Source organism: Ramlibacter algicola (assembly GCF_016641735.1).
In the GTDB taxonomy this organism is placed as follows: domain Bacteria; phylum Pseudomonadota; class Gammaproteobacteria; order Burkholderiales; family Burkholderiaceae_C; genus Ramlibacter; species Ramlibacter algicola.
The window spans coordinates 2,042,451-2,056,291 of record NZ_JAEDAO010000001.1; the positions used below are offsets into that span (position 1 = coordinate 2,042,451).

The window sequence follows — 13,841 nt, forward strand, 5'->3', positions numbered from 1 at the left end:
CCCAAGGAAGTCATCTTTCCTGGCTGTTCTCTGCGTCCTCTGCCCCCCTCTGCGACCTCTGCGTTGAAGATCAGCCGGAGGCGGAAGCCGGAGGCGCCCAAGCGGGCACCGGTAAAATCCGCCGCTTCGCCCGCGCGCGCGTAGCGCGGGTCCAGCCGGACACCCATGACTTCCTCCAAGCCTCCCGTCACTGTCGCCGAGATTCGCAAGACCTTCCTGGACTTCTTCTCCAGCAAGGGCCACACGGTCGTCGAATCCAGCCCGCTCGTGCCGGGCAACGACCCGACGCTGATGTTCACCAACTCGGGCATGGTGCAGTTCAAGGACGTGTTCCTCGGCACCGACAAGCGCCCCTACGTGCGTGCCGCGTCCGTGCAGGCCTGCCTCCGCGCGGGTGGCAAGCACAACGACCTGGAGAACGTGGGCTACACCGCGCGCCACCACACGTTCTTCGAGATGCTGGGCAACTGGTCCTTCGGCGACTACTTCAAGCGCGAGTCGCTCAAGTGGGGCTGGGAGCTGCTCACCGAGGTCTACAAGCTGCCGAAGGACAAGCTGCTGGCCACCGTCTACCACGAGGACGACGAGGCCTATGACATCTGGACGAAAGAGATCGGCCTGCCCGCCGACCGCGTCATCCGCATCGGCGACAACAAGGGCGGCAAGTACAAGTCCGACAACTTCTGGATGATGGCCGACACCGGCCCGTGCGGCCCGTGCTCGGAGATCTTCTACGACCACGGCGCCCACATCCCCGGCGGCCCGCCAGGCAGCCCGGACGAGGACGGCGACCGTTTCATCGAGATCTGGAACCACGTGTTCATGCAGTTCGACATGCAGCCCGATGGCAGCGTGGTCAACCTGCCTGCCCCCTGCGTCGACACCGGCATGGGCCTGGAGCGCCTGGCGGCGATCCTGCAGCACGTGCACAGCAACTACGAGATCGACATCTTCGACAAGCTGATCGCCGCTGCCGCGCGCGAGACGGGCACGAAGGATCTCGGGAACCCGTCGCTGCGCGTGATCGCCGACCACGTGCGCGCCACCGCCTTCCTGGTCAGCGACGGCGTCATCCCCAGCAACGAAGGCCGCGGCTACGTGCAGCGGCGCATCATCCGCCGCGCCATCCGCCACGGCTACAAGCTGGGCTGCAAGCAACCCTTCTTCCACAAGCTGGTGCCCGACCTCGTCGCGCTGATGGGCGAGGCCTATCCGCGCCTGAAGGCGGAAGAAAAGCGCGTGATGGAGACGCTCAAGGCCGAGGAGGAGCGCTTCTTCGAGACGCTCGAGAACGGCATGGACATCCTGGACGCCGCGCTGAAGGACGGCGCCAAGGTGCTGCCGGGCGACGTGGCGTTCAAGCTGCATGACACGTACGGGTTCCCGCTCGACCTGACGCAGGACGTCTGCCGCGAGCGTGGCGTCACCGTCGACGTGGCCGCGTTCGACGCCGCGATGGACAAGCAGAAGGCTGCGGGCCGCGCCGCCGGCAAGTTCAAGATGGACCGTGCGCTGGAGTACAGCGGCAGCGGCAACACGTTCACCGGCTACGAGCGGCTCGAGGAGCCGGCGACCGTCGTCGCGATGTACCACGACGGCATTCCGGTCACGCAGCTCGACGCCGGCAAGACCGGCGTGGTGGTGCTGGACACCACGCCGTTCTACGCCGAGTCGGGCGGCCAGGTCGGCGACTGCGGCGCGATCACGGCCGAGGGCATCGTGTTCGGCGTCGAGGACACGCAGAAGATCAAGGCCGACGTGTTCGGCCACCACGGCGCCGTGGCGCAGGGCTCGCTCAAGCTGGGCGACAAGGTGATGGCCAAGGTCGACGTCGCGCGCCGCCAGGCGACGATGCGCAACCACAGCGTCACGCACCTGATGCACAAGGCGCTGCGCGAAGTGCTCGGCACGCACGTGCAGCAGAAGGGCTCGCTCGTCGACGCCGACAAGACGCGCTTCGACTTCACGCACAACCACGCCGTCACCGACGACCAGCTGCGCGAGATCGAGCGGCGCGTCAACACCGAAATCCTGGCCAATGCGCCGACCCAGGCGCGCGTGATGGACATCGACGCCGCCAAGTCCACCGGCGCCGTGATGCTGTTCGGCGAGAAGTACGGCGAGACCGTGCGCGTGCTGGACATCGGCAGCAGCCGCGAACTGTGCGGCGGAACGCACGTGCAGCGCACGGGCGACATCGGGCTGTTCAAGATCACCAGCGAAGGCGGCGTGGCCGCCGGCGTGCGCCGCATCGAGGCGATCACGGGCGCCAACGCGCTCGCCTACGTGCAGCAGGTCGAGTCCACGGTGCAGAGCGCGGCGGCCGCGCTGAAGGCGCCAGTGCCGGAACTGCAGTCGCGCATCGGCCAGGTGCTCGAACAAGTGCGCGCGCTGGAGAAGGAAGTCGCCCAGCTCAAGGGCAAGCTGGCGTCGTCGCAGGGCGACGAACTCGCGACCCAGGCCGTCGACGTCAAGGGCATCAAGGTGCTTGCGGCGACGCTGCAGGGCGCCGACGCCAAGACGCTGCGCGACACGATGGACAAGCTGAAGGACAAGCTCAAGTCCGCCGCCATCGTGCTGGCCGCCGTCGACGGCGCCAAGGTGCAGATCGCCGCCGGCGTCACCGCCGACCGCATGGCCCGGGTCAAGGCCGGCGAGCTGGTGAACTTCGTCGCCCAGCAGGTGGGCGGCAAGGGCGGCGGCAAGCCCGACATGGCCATGGCCGGCGGCACCGACGCCAGCAAGCTGCCGGCCGCTTTGCAGTCCGTCCAGGCCTGGGTGGCGGAGCGCGCCTGAGCGGCGCTGCGGGACTCCCGAACGCAGAGGGCGCAGAAGAGCGCAGAAGTCGCAGAAAAATCAAAGATCAATTGTCTTGGTGTCTTCTGCGCCTTCTGCGCTTGCTCGTGTCCTCTGCGTTGGGAGTTCAAACAGGCTGCGCCAGCAGCCGCACGACTAGCGGCGCGTGAACACCACGTCCCACACCCCGTGGCCCAGGCGCAGGCCGCGGCGTTCGAACTTGGTTTCGGGCCTGTAGTGCGGCCGGGGCGCGAAGCCGTCGGCGGTGTTGCGCAGCGCCGGCTCGGCGCCCAGCACCTCCAGCATCTGCTGCGCGTACGGTTCCCAGTCGGTCGCGCAGTGCACGTAGCCGCCGGGTCGCAGCCGTGACGCCAGCAGCGCCACCAGCGGGGGCTGCACGAGGCGGCGCTTGTTGTGGCGCAGCTTGTGCCAGGGGTCGGGGAAGAAGATGTGCACGCCCGCGAGCGACGCCTCGGGAACCATGTGGCGCAGGACCTCCACCGCGTCGTGCGCCACGATGCGGATGTTCTGCAGCTGCTGCTCGCCGACGCGCTTGAGCAGCGCGCCCACGCCGGGCTCGTGCACCTCGCAGCACAGGAAGTTGGTGTCCGGCATCAGGGCCGCGATGTGCGCCGTCGCGTCGCCCATGCCGAAGCCGATCTCGAGGATGGTCGGCGCTTCACGGCCGAAGGCGGCCGCGAAGTCCAGGGGCTCGGCGCGGTAGGGCGCCACGAAGCGCGGGCCCAAGTCCTCCAGGGCGCGGGCCTGGCCGGTGGTGGTGCGGCCGGCGCGGCGGACGAAACTGCGGATGGTGCGGGGGTGGGCGACGCCTTCGGGCGTCGGTGCGGGAGCGGCGGGATCGGTCACGGCGCGGATTGTAGGAAGGGCCACGCGCGCACCCAGGCGGCGAGCGCGTCCGTGACCGTGCCGCGTTGCACCGGCAAGCCCAGCACGGCCGCGGCGGCGTTCAGCACTTGCAGGGGCTCGGCCGTGTCGATCGCCACGGCGCCGTTCTGCTTCGACAGCTTCTCGCCGTCCGCGGCCAGCACCAGCGGCGTGTGCAGGTAGCTGGGTGTGGGAACGCCGAGCGCTCGTTGCAGCAGCACCTGCCGCGGCGTGTTGTCGGCGAGGTCTTCGCCACGGACGACGTGCGTGATGCGCTGGTCGGCATCGTCGACGACCACGGCGAGCTGGTAGGCCCACAGCCCGTCCGCGCGGCGCAGCACGAAGTCACCGACCTCGCGTTCGACGTCCTGCGCCTGTGTCCCGAGCCGGCGGTCGGTCCACGCCACGGTGCCTGGCGGTACGCGCAGCCGCCAGGCGCGCGGCTCGCGCCCGTGCAGGCCGTCGCGGCAGGTGCCCGGGTAGGGCGCTTCCCGGCCGCGCACGCGCGGTCGCCCTTGCGCGGCGAGCGCCTCCTCGATGTCCTTGCGCGAACAGGCACAGGGGTAAGCACGCTGCGCGGCCACGAGGCGATCGAGCGCGTCGCGGTAGAGCGCTTCCCGCTGCGATTGCCACTGCGGCGGTTCGTCGGGAAGCAGCCCGCAGGCAGCGAGCTGCTGGAGGATGACGTGATCGGCGCCCGCCACGCAGCGTGGCGTGTCGACGTCCTCGATGCGCACCAGCCAGGTCCCGCCGTGTGCTCGGGCATCGATCCAGCTGGCCAGTGCCGCCACCATCGAGCCCGCATGCAGCGGCCCGGTGGGCGAGGGCGCGAAGCGCCCCCGGTAGAGGCTCATCGTGCCAGCGCGGCCAGCGCCAGTTCCAGCCCCGACACGAACGCGTGCTCGGCGCGGTGGCCCAGGCACCAGTCGCCGCAGGCGCCCAGGCCGAGGCGCGCATCCCACAGGTGCGGGCGACCCAGCGGCGTGAGCGTCTTCGCGTGGCGCCACAGCTTGACGGCTGTGTGGCTGGGTTCGGCTCGGATGCCGGTGACTTCGGCGAAGGCCTTGCGCAGCTTGGCTTCCACGCGCTGCGGGTCGTCGCCCGCGTGTTCCTGCGACCAGGCGGGGCTGGCGTGCACGGTCCAGCGCTCGACCGGCCCGCGGCCGGGCTTGGACGACTCGCGGGCCACCCAGGCCACGCGGTGGTGCGCGCTGAAGGCCGCATTCCAGGCGGGGCCGAGCGCCGTGGCGGCCTGCGGGAACGCCAGCATCAGCGTCCAGCACGGCGCGACCTCGATGCCGCGCAGCCGCTCGACGAACGTCGGCGCGAGGCGCGAGCGCTCGAGCACGTCGGCAGCCTGCGAGGCCGGCGTGGCGAACAGCACGGCGTCGAAGCCGGCGAACACGCGCACGCTGCCGTCGTCGCCCAGCGTCTGCAACTGCCAGCGCGAGGAATCCACCGCGTCGCGTTCCACGACCTGCACGCGCGTGCCGAGGACCAACGCGCCGGCGTCGGCCAGCGGCGCCGCCCAGGCGCGCGGGAGGGCTTCCATCGCCGGCGTGCCGACCCAGCGCACCTCGCTGCGATCCGCCGCCTCGGTGATGCGGCCCAACGGATCGACCACGTGCACCGCCGGCGTCGACCAGCGCGCGATCGATTCGGGTACGGTGCGCAGCGCGGTCTCGAAGCGGGGGTCGCGCACGGTGAACGCCTGCGCGCCGTGGTCGAAGCTGCCGAAAGGCGTCTGCCGGCTGCCCATCCGGCCCCCGACCTTGAGTGCCTTCTCGAACACGCGGACCGACGCGCCGGCGCGGGTGAGTGTGCGGGCGCAGGCGATGCCGGCGAGGCCGGCGCCGATGACGGCGACTTGGGGGGAGGACGGGTTGGGCATCGGGGGCATTGTCTCAGCCGAGGAGCACGCCGCTGTGGCGCTCCAGCAGCGCCCGGCGGGTGGCGGGGCTCTCGAGCTGGTCGAGCCACCACTGCAGGCCGCGCCCGGGGCCCAATGGACCCGTCTCGCGCCACGCATAGCTCATGCGGGCGACGCGCGGCGGGCGGCGCACGCGCTTGGCCACCAGGCGGCCGCTGGCCAGGAAGGGCCGCGCCATCGGCTCGGGCAGGAACCCCGCGGCGATGCCGCGCAGCTGCACGTCCAGCTTGGCCATCATGGTCGGGACGGTGAACACGTCCTGGCCGGCCAGCAGCCCGAGCGTGATCGGGCTGCCGCGTTCGGTCGAATCGGCCACGGCCACGGCGCGGTGTTTCTGGAGTTCCTCGTCGCCGATCGGCTCGGTGGCCGCCGCGAGCGGATGGTGCGGCGCCACCGCGAACACGAAGGGCAGGTCGCCGAGCAACCGGCTCTGCAGGCCGAGCGTGTTGCCGGGCTCCAGGGCGACGCCGAGCGCCAGGTCGGCGTGCCCTTCCGCCATCGCGTGCAGCGTGCCCGACAGCGACTCGTCGCGCAGGCGCAGCCGCGTCTGCGGCGCGACCTCGAAGAAGGCCTGCGCCAGTTCCAGCATCGTCCCGCAGGACACGACGACGTCGACCGCGATGGTCAGTTGCGATTCCCAGCCGGTGGCCACGCGCCGCACGCGGCTGACCACGGCGTCGACCTCGCCGAGCAGGCGTTCGCCTTCGCGCAGCAGTTCCCGGCCCGCTTCGGTGAGCCGGGCCTGGCGCGAGGCGCGGTCGAACAGCAGGGCATCCAGCGCGTCCTCGATCTGGCGCACGCGGTAGGTGACCGCGCTGGGGACCAGGCCGAGCTCGCGGGCCGCGCCGGCAAAGCTGCCCGCGCGCGCCACGGTCTGCAGCAGCGACAGGGCGTCCGGGGTGAGCACGTCACGGGCGGCGGCGGGCATGGCTGGCGGCATTCAATCTTTTTGAATGATGCCATCAACGGCGGGCGGTCCTCGTTCATGGAGGCGGCGCCTACATTGGCAGCCAACGCACACGGCACACGAAAGGAGATCCCCATGCTCGCCCTGCGACGCTCCTCCGAACGCGGCCATGCCAACCACGGCTGGCTGGACTCGCACCACAGCTTCTCGTTCGCGAACTACTACGATCCCGAGCACATGGGCTGGGGCAACCTGCGCGTGATCAACGAAGATCGCATCGCGCCGGGCACCGGCTTCGGCACGCACGGCCACCGCGACATGGAGATCATCAGCTACGTGCTGCAAGGCAACCTGGCGCACAAGGACAGCATGGGGAACGTCAAGGGCATCCCGCCCGGCGACGTGCAGCGCATGAGCGCCGGCACGGGCGTGCAGCACAGCGAGTTCAACCACGCGCCCAACCAGGTCACGCACTTCCTGCAGATCTGGATCGAGCCCGACCAGCGCGGCATCGCGCCCGGCTACGAGCAGAAGACCTTTGCCGACGCCGAAAAGCGCGGCAAGCTGCGCCTCGTGGCGTCGCCGGATGCGGCCGAGGGCTCGGTGACGATCCACGCCGATGCGCGCCTGTACGCCGGCCTGTTCGATGGCGACGAGAGTGCGCAGCTGCAGATCGCCACCGGCCGCAAGGGCTACGTGCACCTGGTGCGTGGCGAACTGGAAGCCAACGGCCAGCAGCTGCAAGGCGGCGACGCCCTCCTGCTCGACGACGAGACCACCCTGATCCTGCGCAACGGCCGCGACGCCGAAGTGCTGGTGTTCGACCTGCAACCCTGACCCCGCCAAACCAAAGGAGACGACCATGGCAACGACGACCACCCCGACCGCGTCCTTCGTGACGACCCCCGCCCAGGACCTCGCGACCCTCCTCGGGCGCGTGCTGATCGCCTGGCTGTTCATCCCCGCCGGCTGGGGCAAGATCGCCGGCTTCTCCGGGGTCGTGGGCTACATCGCGTCCAAGGGCGTGCCGATGCCGGAGGTGTGCGCGGCCCTCGCCATCGGCGCCGAACTCGGCCTCGGGCTGCTGCTGCTCGTCGGCTACCAGGCGCGCTGGGCCGCGCTGGGCCTGGCCATCTTCGTGGCCGTGATCACGCCGATCTTCCACAACTTCTGGGCCGCCCCCGAAGCGGCACGGATGATGCAGACGCAGGCCTTCTGGAAGAACATCGCGGTGGTCGGTGGCCTGCTGGTCCTGTGGGCGTTCGGCCCGGGCGGCTGGAGCATCGACGGCCGCCGGGGCAACGCGGGCCGCGCCGCGTACGCCTGAGTTCGCGATCGACGACAAGAGCCCAGGGAGCGCCCGCGCATGACCGACATCGTGATCGTCTACCACTCCGGCTACGGCCACACGCAGCGCCTGGCGCAGGCCGTGGCCGACGGCGCGGGCGGCCGCCTGCTCGCCATCGACGCCGACGGCAACCTGCCGGCCGGCGGCTGGGACGAGCTGCAGGCCGCCGACGCGATCATCTTCGGCTCGCCCACGTACATGGGCAGCGTGAGCTGGCAGTTCAAGAAGTTCGCCGACGCCTCGTCGAAAGCGTGGTTCGGCCAACAGTGGAAGGACAAGATCGCCGCCGGCTTCACCAACAGCGCGGGCATGAACGGCGACAAGTTCAACACGCTGGTGACCCTGTTCACGCTGGCGATGCAGCATTCGATGGTCTGGGTCAGCCAGGGATTGATGCCCAGCCAGATGAAGGCGTCGAAACGCGACGACGTGAACTACCTCGTGTCGTACGGCGGTGCCATCGCGACTTCGCCAGCCGACGCGGGCGCGGATGCGATGTCCGCCGGCGACCTCGAGACCGCGCGCCTGTTCGGCCGGCGCGTGGCCGAGGTCACGGCGCGGTTCCGGAAGGCCTGAAACCATGGCCGGCGTGCTGCAACTCGCGGGCCACGAGAAGGACCTGGGCGGCGGCTTCAAGGTGCGGCGGCTGCTGCCCGCGGTGCAGCGGCGCAGCGTCGGCCCCTTCGTGTTCTTCGACCACTTCGGTCCCGTGACCGAGCGGCCGCAGGACAACCACGACGTGCGGCCGCATCCGCACATCGGGTTGGCGACGGTGACCTACCTGTTCGAGGGCGCGATGCAGCATCGCGACAGCCTGGGCAGCGCGCAGCGCATCGAGCCCGGTGCCATCAACTGGATGACCGCCGGCTCGGGCATCGTGCATTCCGAGCGCAAGCCCGACGACCTGCGCGGTCGCGAGTACGCCAACCACGGCCTGCAGTTGTGGGTCGCGCTGCCGGCGGACAAGGAGGAGGCCGCCGCGACCTTCGTCCACACGCCGGGCGTCGCGATTCCTGAATTGCAGGTGGACGGCGCGCAGGTCCGCGTGCTGGTGGGTGACGCGTTCGGCGCCCGGTCGCCGGTCGAAGCGGCCTCGCCGACGCTGTACCTCGATGTGCAACTGCAAGGCGGGGCGTTCACGCTGCCGCCAGTGGCGGAGGAGATGGCGATCTACGTCGTCGCCGGGTCGCCGCGCCTGGACGGCGAGCCGCTGCCGGCGCAGCGCATGGCGGTGCTTGGTCCGCGCGCCACGGCGCGCATCGAAGCCGATGGCCCGGCACGCTTCGTCGTGGTCGGTGGCGAGCCGGTCGGCCCGCGCTACATGTGGTGGAACTTCGTCTCCAGCCGAAAGGACCGCATCCTCGCGGCCAGCGCCGACTGGGAGCAGGGCCGCTTCGGCACGGTGCCGCACGATGACCAGGAATTCATCCCGCTGCCGCCGACGCGATTCACGCCGCCCGAGCCGATGTCCTGACCACCCTTCGTCGCCCCCGCGGAACGTAGGCACTGCCCCCCGCGTAGGCGGGGGCGGGGACCCATCGCTTTCCTGTGGTGCTGAAGAGAGAGCGATGGATTCCCGCCTTCGCGGGAATGACGGGTCAACGCAGCGGCGCCAGGTCGGGGTCCAGCGCCTCGCGCTCGTCGAACACGAAGCACGCCCCGTGGTAGTGGGCACTGCCCGCTTCCTCGAAGTAGCGCAGGATGCCCCCTTCGAGCTGGTACACGTGGTCCAGGCCGGCCTGCTGCATGACCAGCGCGGCCTTCTCGCAGCGGATGCCGCCGGTGCAATAGCTCACCACCGTCTTGCCTGCCAGCTCCTGCTGGTGCTCGCGCAGCGCCTGCGGGAAGTCGCCGAACTTGCGCAACCGCCAGTCGATGGCGCCGTCGAAGCTGCCATGGTCCACCTCGAACGCGTTGCGCGTGTCCAGCGTGACGACAGGCCGGCCTTCATCGTCGTGGCCCTGGTCCAGCCAGCGGCGCAGTGTCGACGCATCGATGGCGGGTGCGCGGTGGTCCGCCGGGCGGATCAGCGGATGGTCCATGCGGATGATCTCGCGCTTGACCTTCACCAGCAGCTTGCGGAACGGCTGCGCCTGCGACCAGCTGCGCTTGACGTCGAGGGCTGCCAGGCCCGGCTGCGCACGGATCGTGTCGAGCAGCGCGTCGACCTGCGCGGCAGCGCCGGCCAGCACGAGGTTGATGCCTTCGGGGGCGAGGAGGATGGTGCCCTTGAGGCCGAGATCTCGCGCCGTGGGCAGCAGCAGGTCGCGCAAGGTGTGCGGATCGCGCACGTCCGTGAACAGGTAGCCGGAGACGTTCAGGACCGCTTGCACCCGTGGATTTTACGCAGGGGCGCGCGTGCCCCGCTCCGTAGAATGACCGCATGTTCGTCCACCTGCGCCTGCACACCGAGTTCTCCATCGTCGACGGCACCAACCGCATCGACGACGTCGTGGAGGCGGCGGCGAAGGACGGCCAGCCCGCGCTGGCCATCACCGACCTGAACAACCTGTTCGGGGCCATCAAGTTCTACAAGGCCGCGCGCGGCGCGGGCGTCAAGCCGCTGGTGGGCGCCGAGCTGCTGCTGCAGGGGCTGGGCACCGATGTCGCCGCGCTCTCGCGCGTGCTGGTGCTGGTGCAGAACCGCGCCGGCTACCTGAACCTGTGTGAATTGCTCGCGCGGGCGTGGACGCAGAACGTCGTGCGCGCGCAGGCCGTCTGCAAGCTCGAATGGCTGCGCGAGTTGGGCGAGGGCCTGATCCTGCTGTCGGGCGCGCAAGCCGGCCCGGTCGGGCAGGCGCTGCTGCAAGGCGACACCGCGCGTGCCAGCCAGGTGGCGCTGGAACTCGCGTCGGTGTTCCCGCACCGCTTCTACCTGGAACTGCAGCGCGCCGGCCGCGCCGACGACGAGCAGCACGTCGCCGCCGCCGTGCAGCTGGCGGCCAACCTGAAGCTGCCGGTCGTCGCGACGCACCCGGTCCAATTCACCGGCCCGGATGACTACGAGGCGCACGAGGCGCGCGTGTGCATTTCGGAAGGCGAGATCCTGGGCAACCCGCGGCGCGTGCGCAAGTTCACGCGCGAGCAGTGGTTCAAGCCGGCCGCCGACATGGCCGCGCTGTTTGCCGACGTGCCGTCGGCCGTCGCGAACACGCTGGAAGTGGCCAAGCGCTGCAACCTGGTGCTGGAACTGGGCAAGCCGCGCCTGCCCGACTTCCCGACGCCCAACGGCATGCCGATCGAGGAGTACTTCCGGCATGCCTCGCACGAAGGCCTGCAGGAGCGGCTGCTGCAGCTGTACCCGGACCCCGCCGCGCGCGAGAAGGAGACGCCGCGCTACGTGCAGCGGCTGGAATTCGAGATCGGGACGATCCTGAAGATGGGGTTCCCGGGCTACTTCCTGATCGTGGGCGACTTCATCAACTGGGCCAAGAACCACGGCTGCCCGGTGGGGCCGGGCCGGGGGTCCGGCGCCGGCTCGCTGGTGGCGTACGCGCTGAAGATCACGGACCTCGACCCGCTGCAATACAACCTGCTGTTCGAGCGCTTCCTGAACCCCGAGCGGGTGTCGATGCCCGACTTCGACATCGACTTCTGCCAGGCCAACCGCGACCGCGTCATCGAGTACGTCAAGGACAAGTACGGCCGCGACGCGGTGTCGCAGATCGCCACCTTCGGCACCATGGCCGCGCGCGCGGCCATCCGCGACGTCGGCCGCGTGCTGGACATGAGCTACACGTTCTGCGACGGCATCAGCAAGCTGATCCCGAACAAGCCCGGCACCCACGTCACCATCGCCGATGCGATCGGGCAGGAGCCGATCCTGGCCGAGCGGCTGGATCGCGAGGACGAGGTCAAGACGCTGCTGCACTTCGCGCAGAAGCTCGAAGGCATGACGCGCAACGTCGGCATGCACGCCGGCGGCGTGCTGATCGCGCCAGGCAAGCTCACCGACTTCACGCCGCTGTACCAGCAGCCAGGCAGCGATTCGGCGGTGAGCCAGTACGACAAGGACGACGTGGAAGCCGCCGGCCTGGTGAAGTTCGACTTCCTGGGCCTGGCGACGCTCACCATCCTGGAGATCGCCAAGGAATTCATCCAGGCCCGCCACAAGGGCCAGGAGAACTTCGCGTTCGAGGCCATCCCGCTGACCGATGCCGCGACCTACAAGCTGTTCGCGGACGGCAAGACCGAGGCGGTGTTCCAGTTCGAATCACGCGGCATGCAGGGCATGCTTCGCGACGCGCGCCCGACGCGCCTGGAGGACCTGATCGCGCTGAACGCGCTGTACCGTCCCGGCCCGATGGACCTGATCCCCAGCTTCGTGGCGCGCAAGCACGGCCGCGAAGAGGTGGAGTACCCGCACCCGCTGGTGGCGGACATGCTCTCGGAGACCTACGGGATCATGGTCTACCAGGAGCAGGTGATGCAGACCGCGCAGATCCTGGGCGGCTACACGCTCGGCGGCGCCGACCTGCTGCGCCGCGCGATGGGCAAGAAGAAGGCCGAGGAGATGGCCAAGCACCGCGAGATCTTCCGCGAAGGTGCTGCGAAGAACGGCATCTCCACGGGGAAGGCGGACGAGATCTTCGACCTGATGGAGAAGTTCGCGGGCTACGGCTTCAACAAGTCGCACGCCGCCGCGTACTCCCTGCTGGCCTACCACACGGGCTGGCTGAAGGTGCACTACACGGCCGAGTTCTTCTGCGCGAACATGACCGTGGAAATGGACAACACCGACAAGCTGAAGGTGTTGTTCGAGGACGCGATCAAGAACTTCGGGCTCACCTTCGAGCCGCCCGACGTCAACCGCGGCAACTACCGCTTCGAGCCGGTCACGGACAAGGTGATCCGCTACGGGCTGGGCGCCGTCAAGGGCACCGGCCAGGCCGCCATCGAGGCCATCGTGCGTGCGCGGGAGGAGGGCGGCGCGTTCTGCAGCCTGTACGACTTCTGCGTGCGCGTGGATCGCACGCGCATCAACAAGCGCACGGTCGAAGCGCTGATCAAGGCCGGCGCCTTCGATTCGCTGCAGCTCAATCGCGCGTCGCTCGTCGCGTCCATCGACCGCGCCTTCGATTTCGCCAATGCGCAGGAAGCCAACGCGCACCAGGGCGGACTGTTCGACATGGGCGATTCGCACGCGGCCAGCACGCAGGAGCCGCCGCTGGTCGAGGCCATGCCCTGGGGCGTGAAGGAACGCCTCACGTACGAGAAGACGGCGGTCGGCTTCTACCTGTCGGGCCACCTGTTCGACGAGGTCGCGCTGGAGGTGCGCCGCTTCGTTCGCACCAAGATCGAGGACCTGATCGACAGCCGCGAGCCGCAGCTACTGGCCGGCATCGTCAGCGACCTGCGCGTGATCAACGGGCAGCGCGGCAAGCTGGCGCTGTTCAAGCTGGACGACAAGTCGGCGGTGATCGAGGGCACGGCGGACGAGGCGGTGCTGAACGCCAACCGCAACCTGCTCAAGGACGACGAACTGGTGATCGTGCAGGCCAAGCTGCAGCCGGACCGCTTCACCGGCGGCTTCCGCATCTCCGTGCAGCAGGTGTGGGACCTGGCGACGGCGCGCTGCCGCTTCGGCAAGTTCCTGCGCGTCGCCGTGAACGGCCGTGCGCCCGACGTGCAGCGCCTGGTGCGCGAATTCCCCGCCCGCCGCGAACAGACCGAACACGGCGACGTCGTCCGCGGCCTGCCGATCCGGCTGGCACTCAAGCGCGACACCGCGACGGCGGAGTTGCAGCTGGGAGATGACGCCCGCTTCTTCCCGACCGATGCGGCGTTGGCGTCATGGATGGCGCAGGCCGATGGTGGGCAGGCGTCGATCGTCTACGAATGAGGCTCGGCGCAGGGCTGGCGCCCTGCAGTTGTCATTGCGGGCTTGACCCGCAATCCATGCTCGATCAGGCATGGATTCCGGCGTTCGCCGGAATGACAAGATTCGGGATGTTCCCTCTGCGTTGAAAAACGCC

Annotated in this window: 11 protein-coding genes; 6 read left to right on the forward strand and 5 right to left on the reverse strand. The window is 69.6% G+C overall.

Annotated elements, in window-relative coordinates; genetic code table 11:
- The first annotated feature begins 165 nt into the window (after positions 1-165).
- The gene (alaS, locus tag I8E28_RS09980) at positions 166-2,796 is read left to right on the forward strand and encodes an alanine--tRNA ligase (protein WP_200787837.1); all 2,631 of its coding nucleotides are present in this window, start codon (positions 166-168) and stop codon (positions 2,794-2,796) included.
- 156 nt (positions 2,797-2,952) lie between these two features.
- Here the strand turns inward: alaS and trmB are convergent, their stop codons facing one another.
- From trmB to I8E28_RS10000, 4 genes are read right to left on the reverse strand one after another with little or no spacing between them, the layout of a single operon-like run.
- The gene (trmB, locus tag I8E28_RS09985) at positions 2,953-3,672 is read right to left on the reverse strand and encodes a tRNA (guanosine(46)-N7)-methyltransferase TrmB (RefSeq protein ID WP_420850239.1); all 720 of its coding nucleotides are present in this window, start codon (positions 3,670-3,672) and stop codon (positions 2,953-2,955) included.
- Positions 3,660-4,535: a tRNA glutamyl-Q(34) synthetase GluQRS gene (gluQRS, locus tag I8E28_RS09990; RefSeq protein WP_200787839.1), complete on the reverse strand. Its 876-nt coding sequence runs from the start codon at positions 4,533-4,535 to the stop codon at positions 3,660-3,662. The genes trmB and gluQRS overlap by 13 nt, the downstream gene beginning before the upstream one ends.
- On the reverse strand, positions 4,532-5,581 hold the full coding sequence (locus I8E28_RS09995; RefSeq protein WP_420850213.1) for an NAD(P)/FAD-dependent oxidoreductase: 1,050 nt from the start codon (positions 5,579-5,581) through the stop codon (positions 4,532-4,534). The genes gluQRS and I8E28_RS09995 overlap by 4 nt, the downstream gene beginning before the upstream one ends.
- A gap of 4 nt (positions 5,582-5,585) precedes the next feature.
- The gene (locus I8E28_RS10000; RefSeq protein ID WP_239027215.1) at positions 5,586-6,539 is read right to left on the reverse strand and encodes a LysR family transcriptional regulator; all 954 of its coding nucleotides are present in this window, start codon (positions 6,537-6,539) and stop codon (positions 5,586-5,588) included.
- Positions 6,540-6,653: 114 nt separating this feature from the next.
- Between I8E28_RS10000 and I8E28_RS10005 the strand changes: the two genes are divergently transcribed.
- Genes I8E28_RS10005 through I8E28_RS10020 form a run of 4 tightly spaced genes read left to right on the forward strand, consistent with a single transcriptional unit; the run spans position 6,654 to position 9,340 of the window.
- The gene (locus tag I8E28_RS10005; protein WP_200787845.1) at positions 6,654-7,355 is read left to right on the forward strand and encodes a pirin family protein; all 702 of its coding nucleotides are present in this window, start codon (positions 6,654-6,656) and stop codon (positions 7,353-7,355) included.
- Positions 7,356-7,380: 25 nt separating this feature from the next.
- Positions 7,381-7,845 (forward strand): DoxX family protein, encoded by a 465-nt coding sequence (locus tag I8E28_RS10010; protein ID WP_200787847.1) that lies wholly within the window; start codon positions 7,381-7,383, stop codon positions 7,843-7,845.
- A gap of 39 nt (positions 7,846-7,884) precedes the next feature.
- The gene (locus I8E28_RS10015) at positions 7,885-8,442 is read left to right on the forward strand and encodes a flavodoxin family protein (protein WP_200787849.1); all 558 of its coding nucleotides are present in this window, start codon (positions 7,885-7,887) and stop codon (positions 8,440-8,442) included.
- A 4-nt stretch (positions 8,443-8,446) separates the two neighbouring features.
- The gene (locus I8E28_RS10020; protein ID WP_200787850.1) at positions 8,447-9,340 is read left to right on the forward strand and encodes a pirin family protein; all 894 of its coding nucleotides are present in this window, start codon (positions 8,447-8,449) and stop codon (positions 9,338-9,340) included.
- A gap of 124 nt (positions 9,341-9,464) precedes the next feature.
- On the opposite strand, the gene I8E28_RS10025 is transcribed toward I8E28_RS10020, so the two are convergent.
- Positions 9,465-10,199, reverse strand: coding sequence for a sulfurtransferase (locus I8E28_RS10025; RefSeq protein WP_200787852.1), 735 nt, complete (start codon positions 10,197-10,199; stop codon positions 9,465-9,467).
- Positions 10,200-10,249: 50 nt separating this feature from the next.
- On the opposite strand from I8E28_RS10025, the gene dnaE reads away from it, so the two are divergent.
- On the forward strand, positions 10,250-13,708 hold the full coding sequence (gene dnaE / locus I8E28_RS10030; protein WP_200787853.1) for a DNA polymerase III subunit alpha: 3,459 nt from the start codon (positions 10,250-10,252) through the stop codon (positions 13,706-13,708).
- Positions 13,709-13,841: the final 133 nt, after the last annotated feature.

Excerpts from the sequence above, each read along its gene's own strand:
- alaS (WP_200787837.1), top strand. The coding sequence starts at position 166 with ATGACTTCCTCCAAGCCTCCCGTCACTGTCGCCGAGATTCGCAAGACC.
- gluQRS (WP_200787839.1), bottom strand. The coding sequence starts at position 4,535 with ATGAGCCTCTACCGGGGGCGCTTCGCGCCCTCGCCCACCGGGCCGCTG.
- I8E28_RS09995 (WP_420850213.1), bottom strand. The coding sequence starts at position 5,581 with ATGCCCCCGATGCCCAACCCGTCCTCCCCCCAAGTCGCCGTCATCGGC.
- I8E28_RS10000 (WP_239027215.1), bottom strand. The coding sequence starts at position 6,539 with ATGCCCGCCGCCGCCCGTGACGTGCTCACCCCGGACGCCCTGTCGCTG.
- I8E28_RS10005 (WP_200787845.1), top strand. The coding sequence starts at position 6,654 with ATGCTCGCCCTGCGACGCTCCTCCGAACGCGGCCATGCCAACCACGGC.
- I8E28_RS10010 (WP_200787847.1), top strand. The coding sequence starts at position 7,381 with ATGGCAACGACGACCACCCCGACCGCGTCCTTCGTGACGACCCCCGCC.
- I8E28_RS10015 (WP_200787849.1), top strand. The coding sequence starts at position 7,885 with ATGACCGACATCGTGATCGTCTACCACTCCGGCTACGGCCACACGCAG.
- I8E28_RS10020 (WP_200787850.1), top strand. The coding sequence starts at position 8,447 with ATGGCCGGCGTGCTGCAACTCGCGGGCCACGAGAAGGACCTGGGCGGC.
- dnaE (WP_200787853.1), top strand. The coding sequence starts at position 10,250 with ATGTTCGTCCACCTGCGCCTGCACACCGAGTTCTCCATCGTCGACGGC.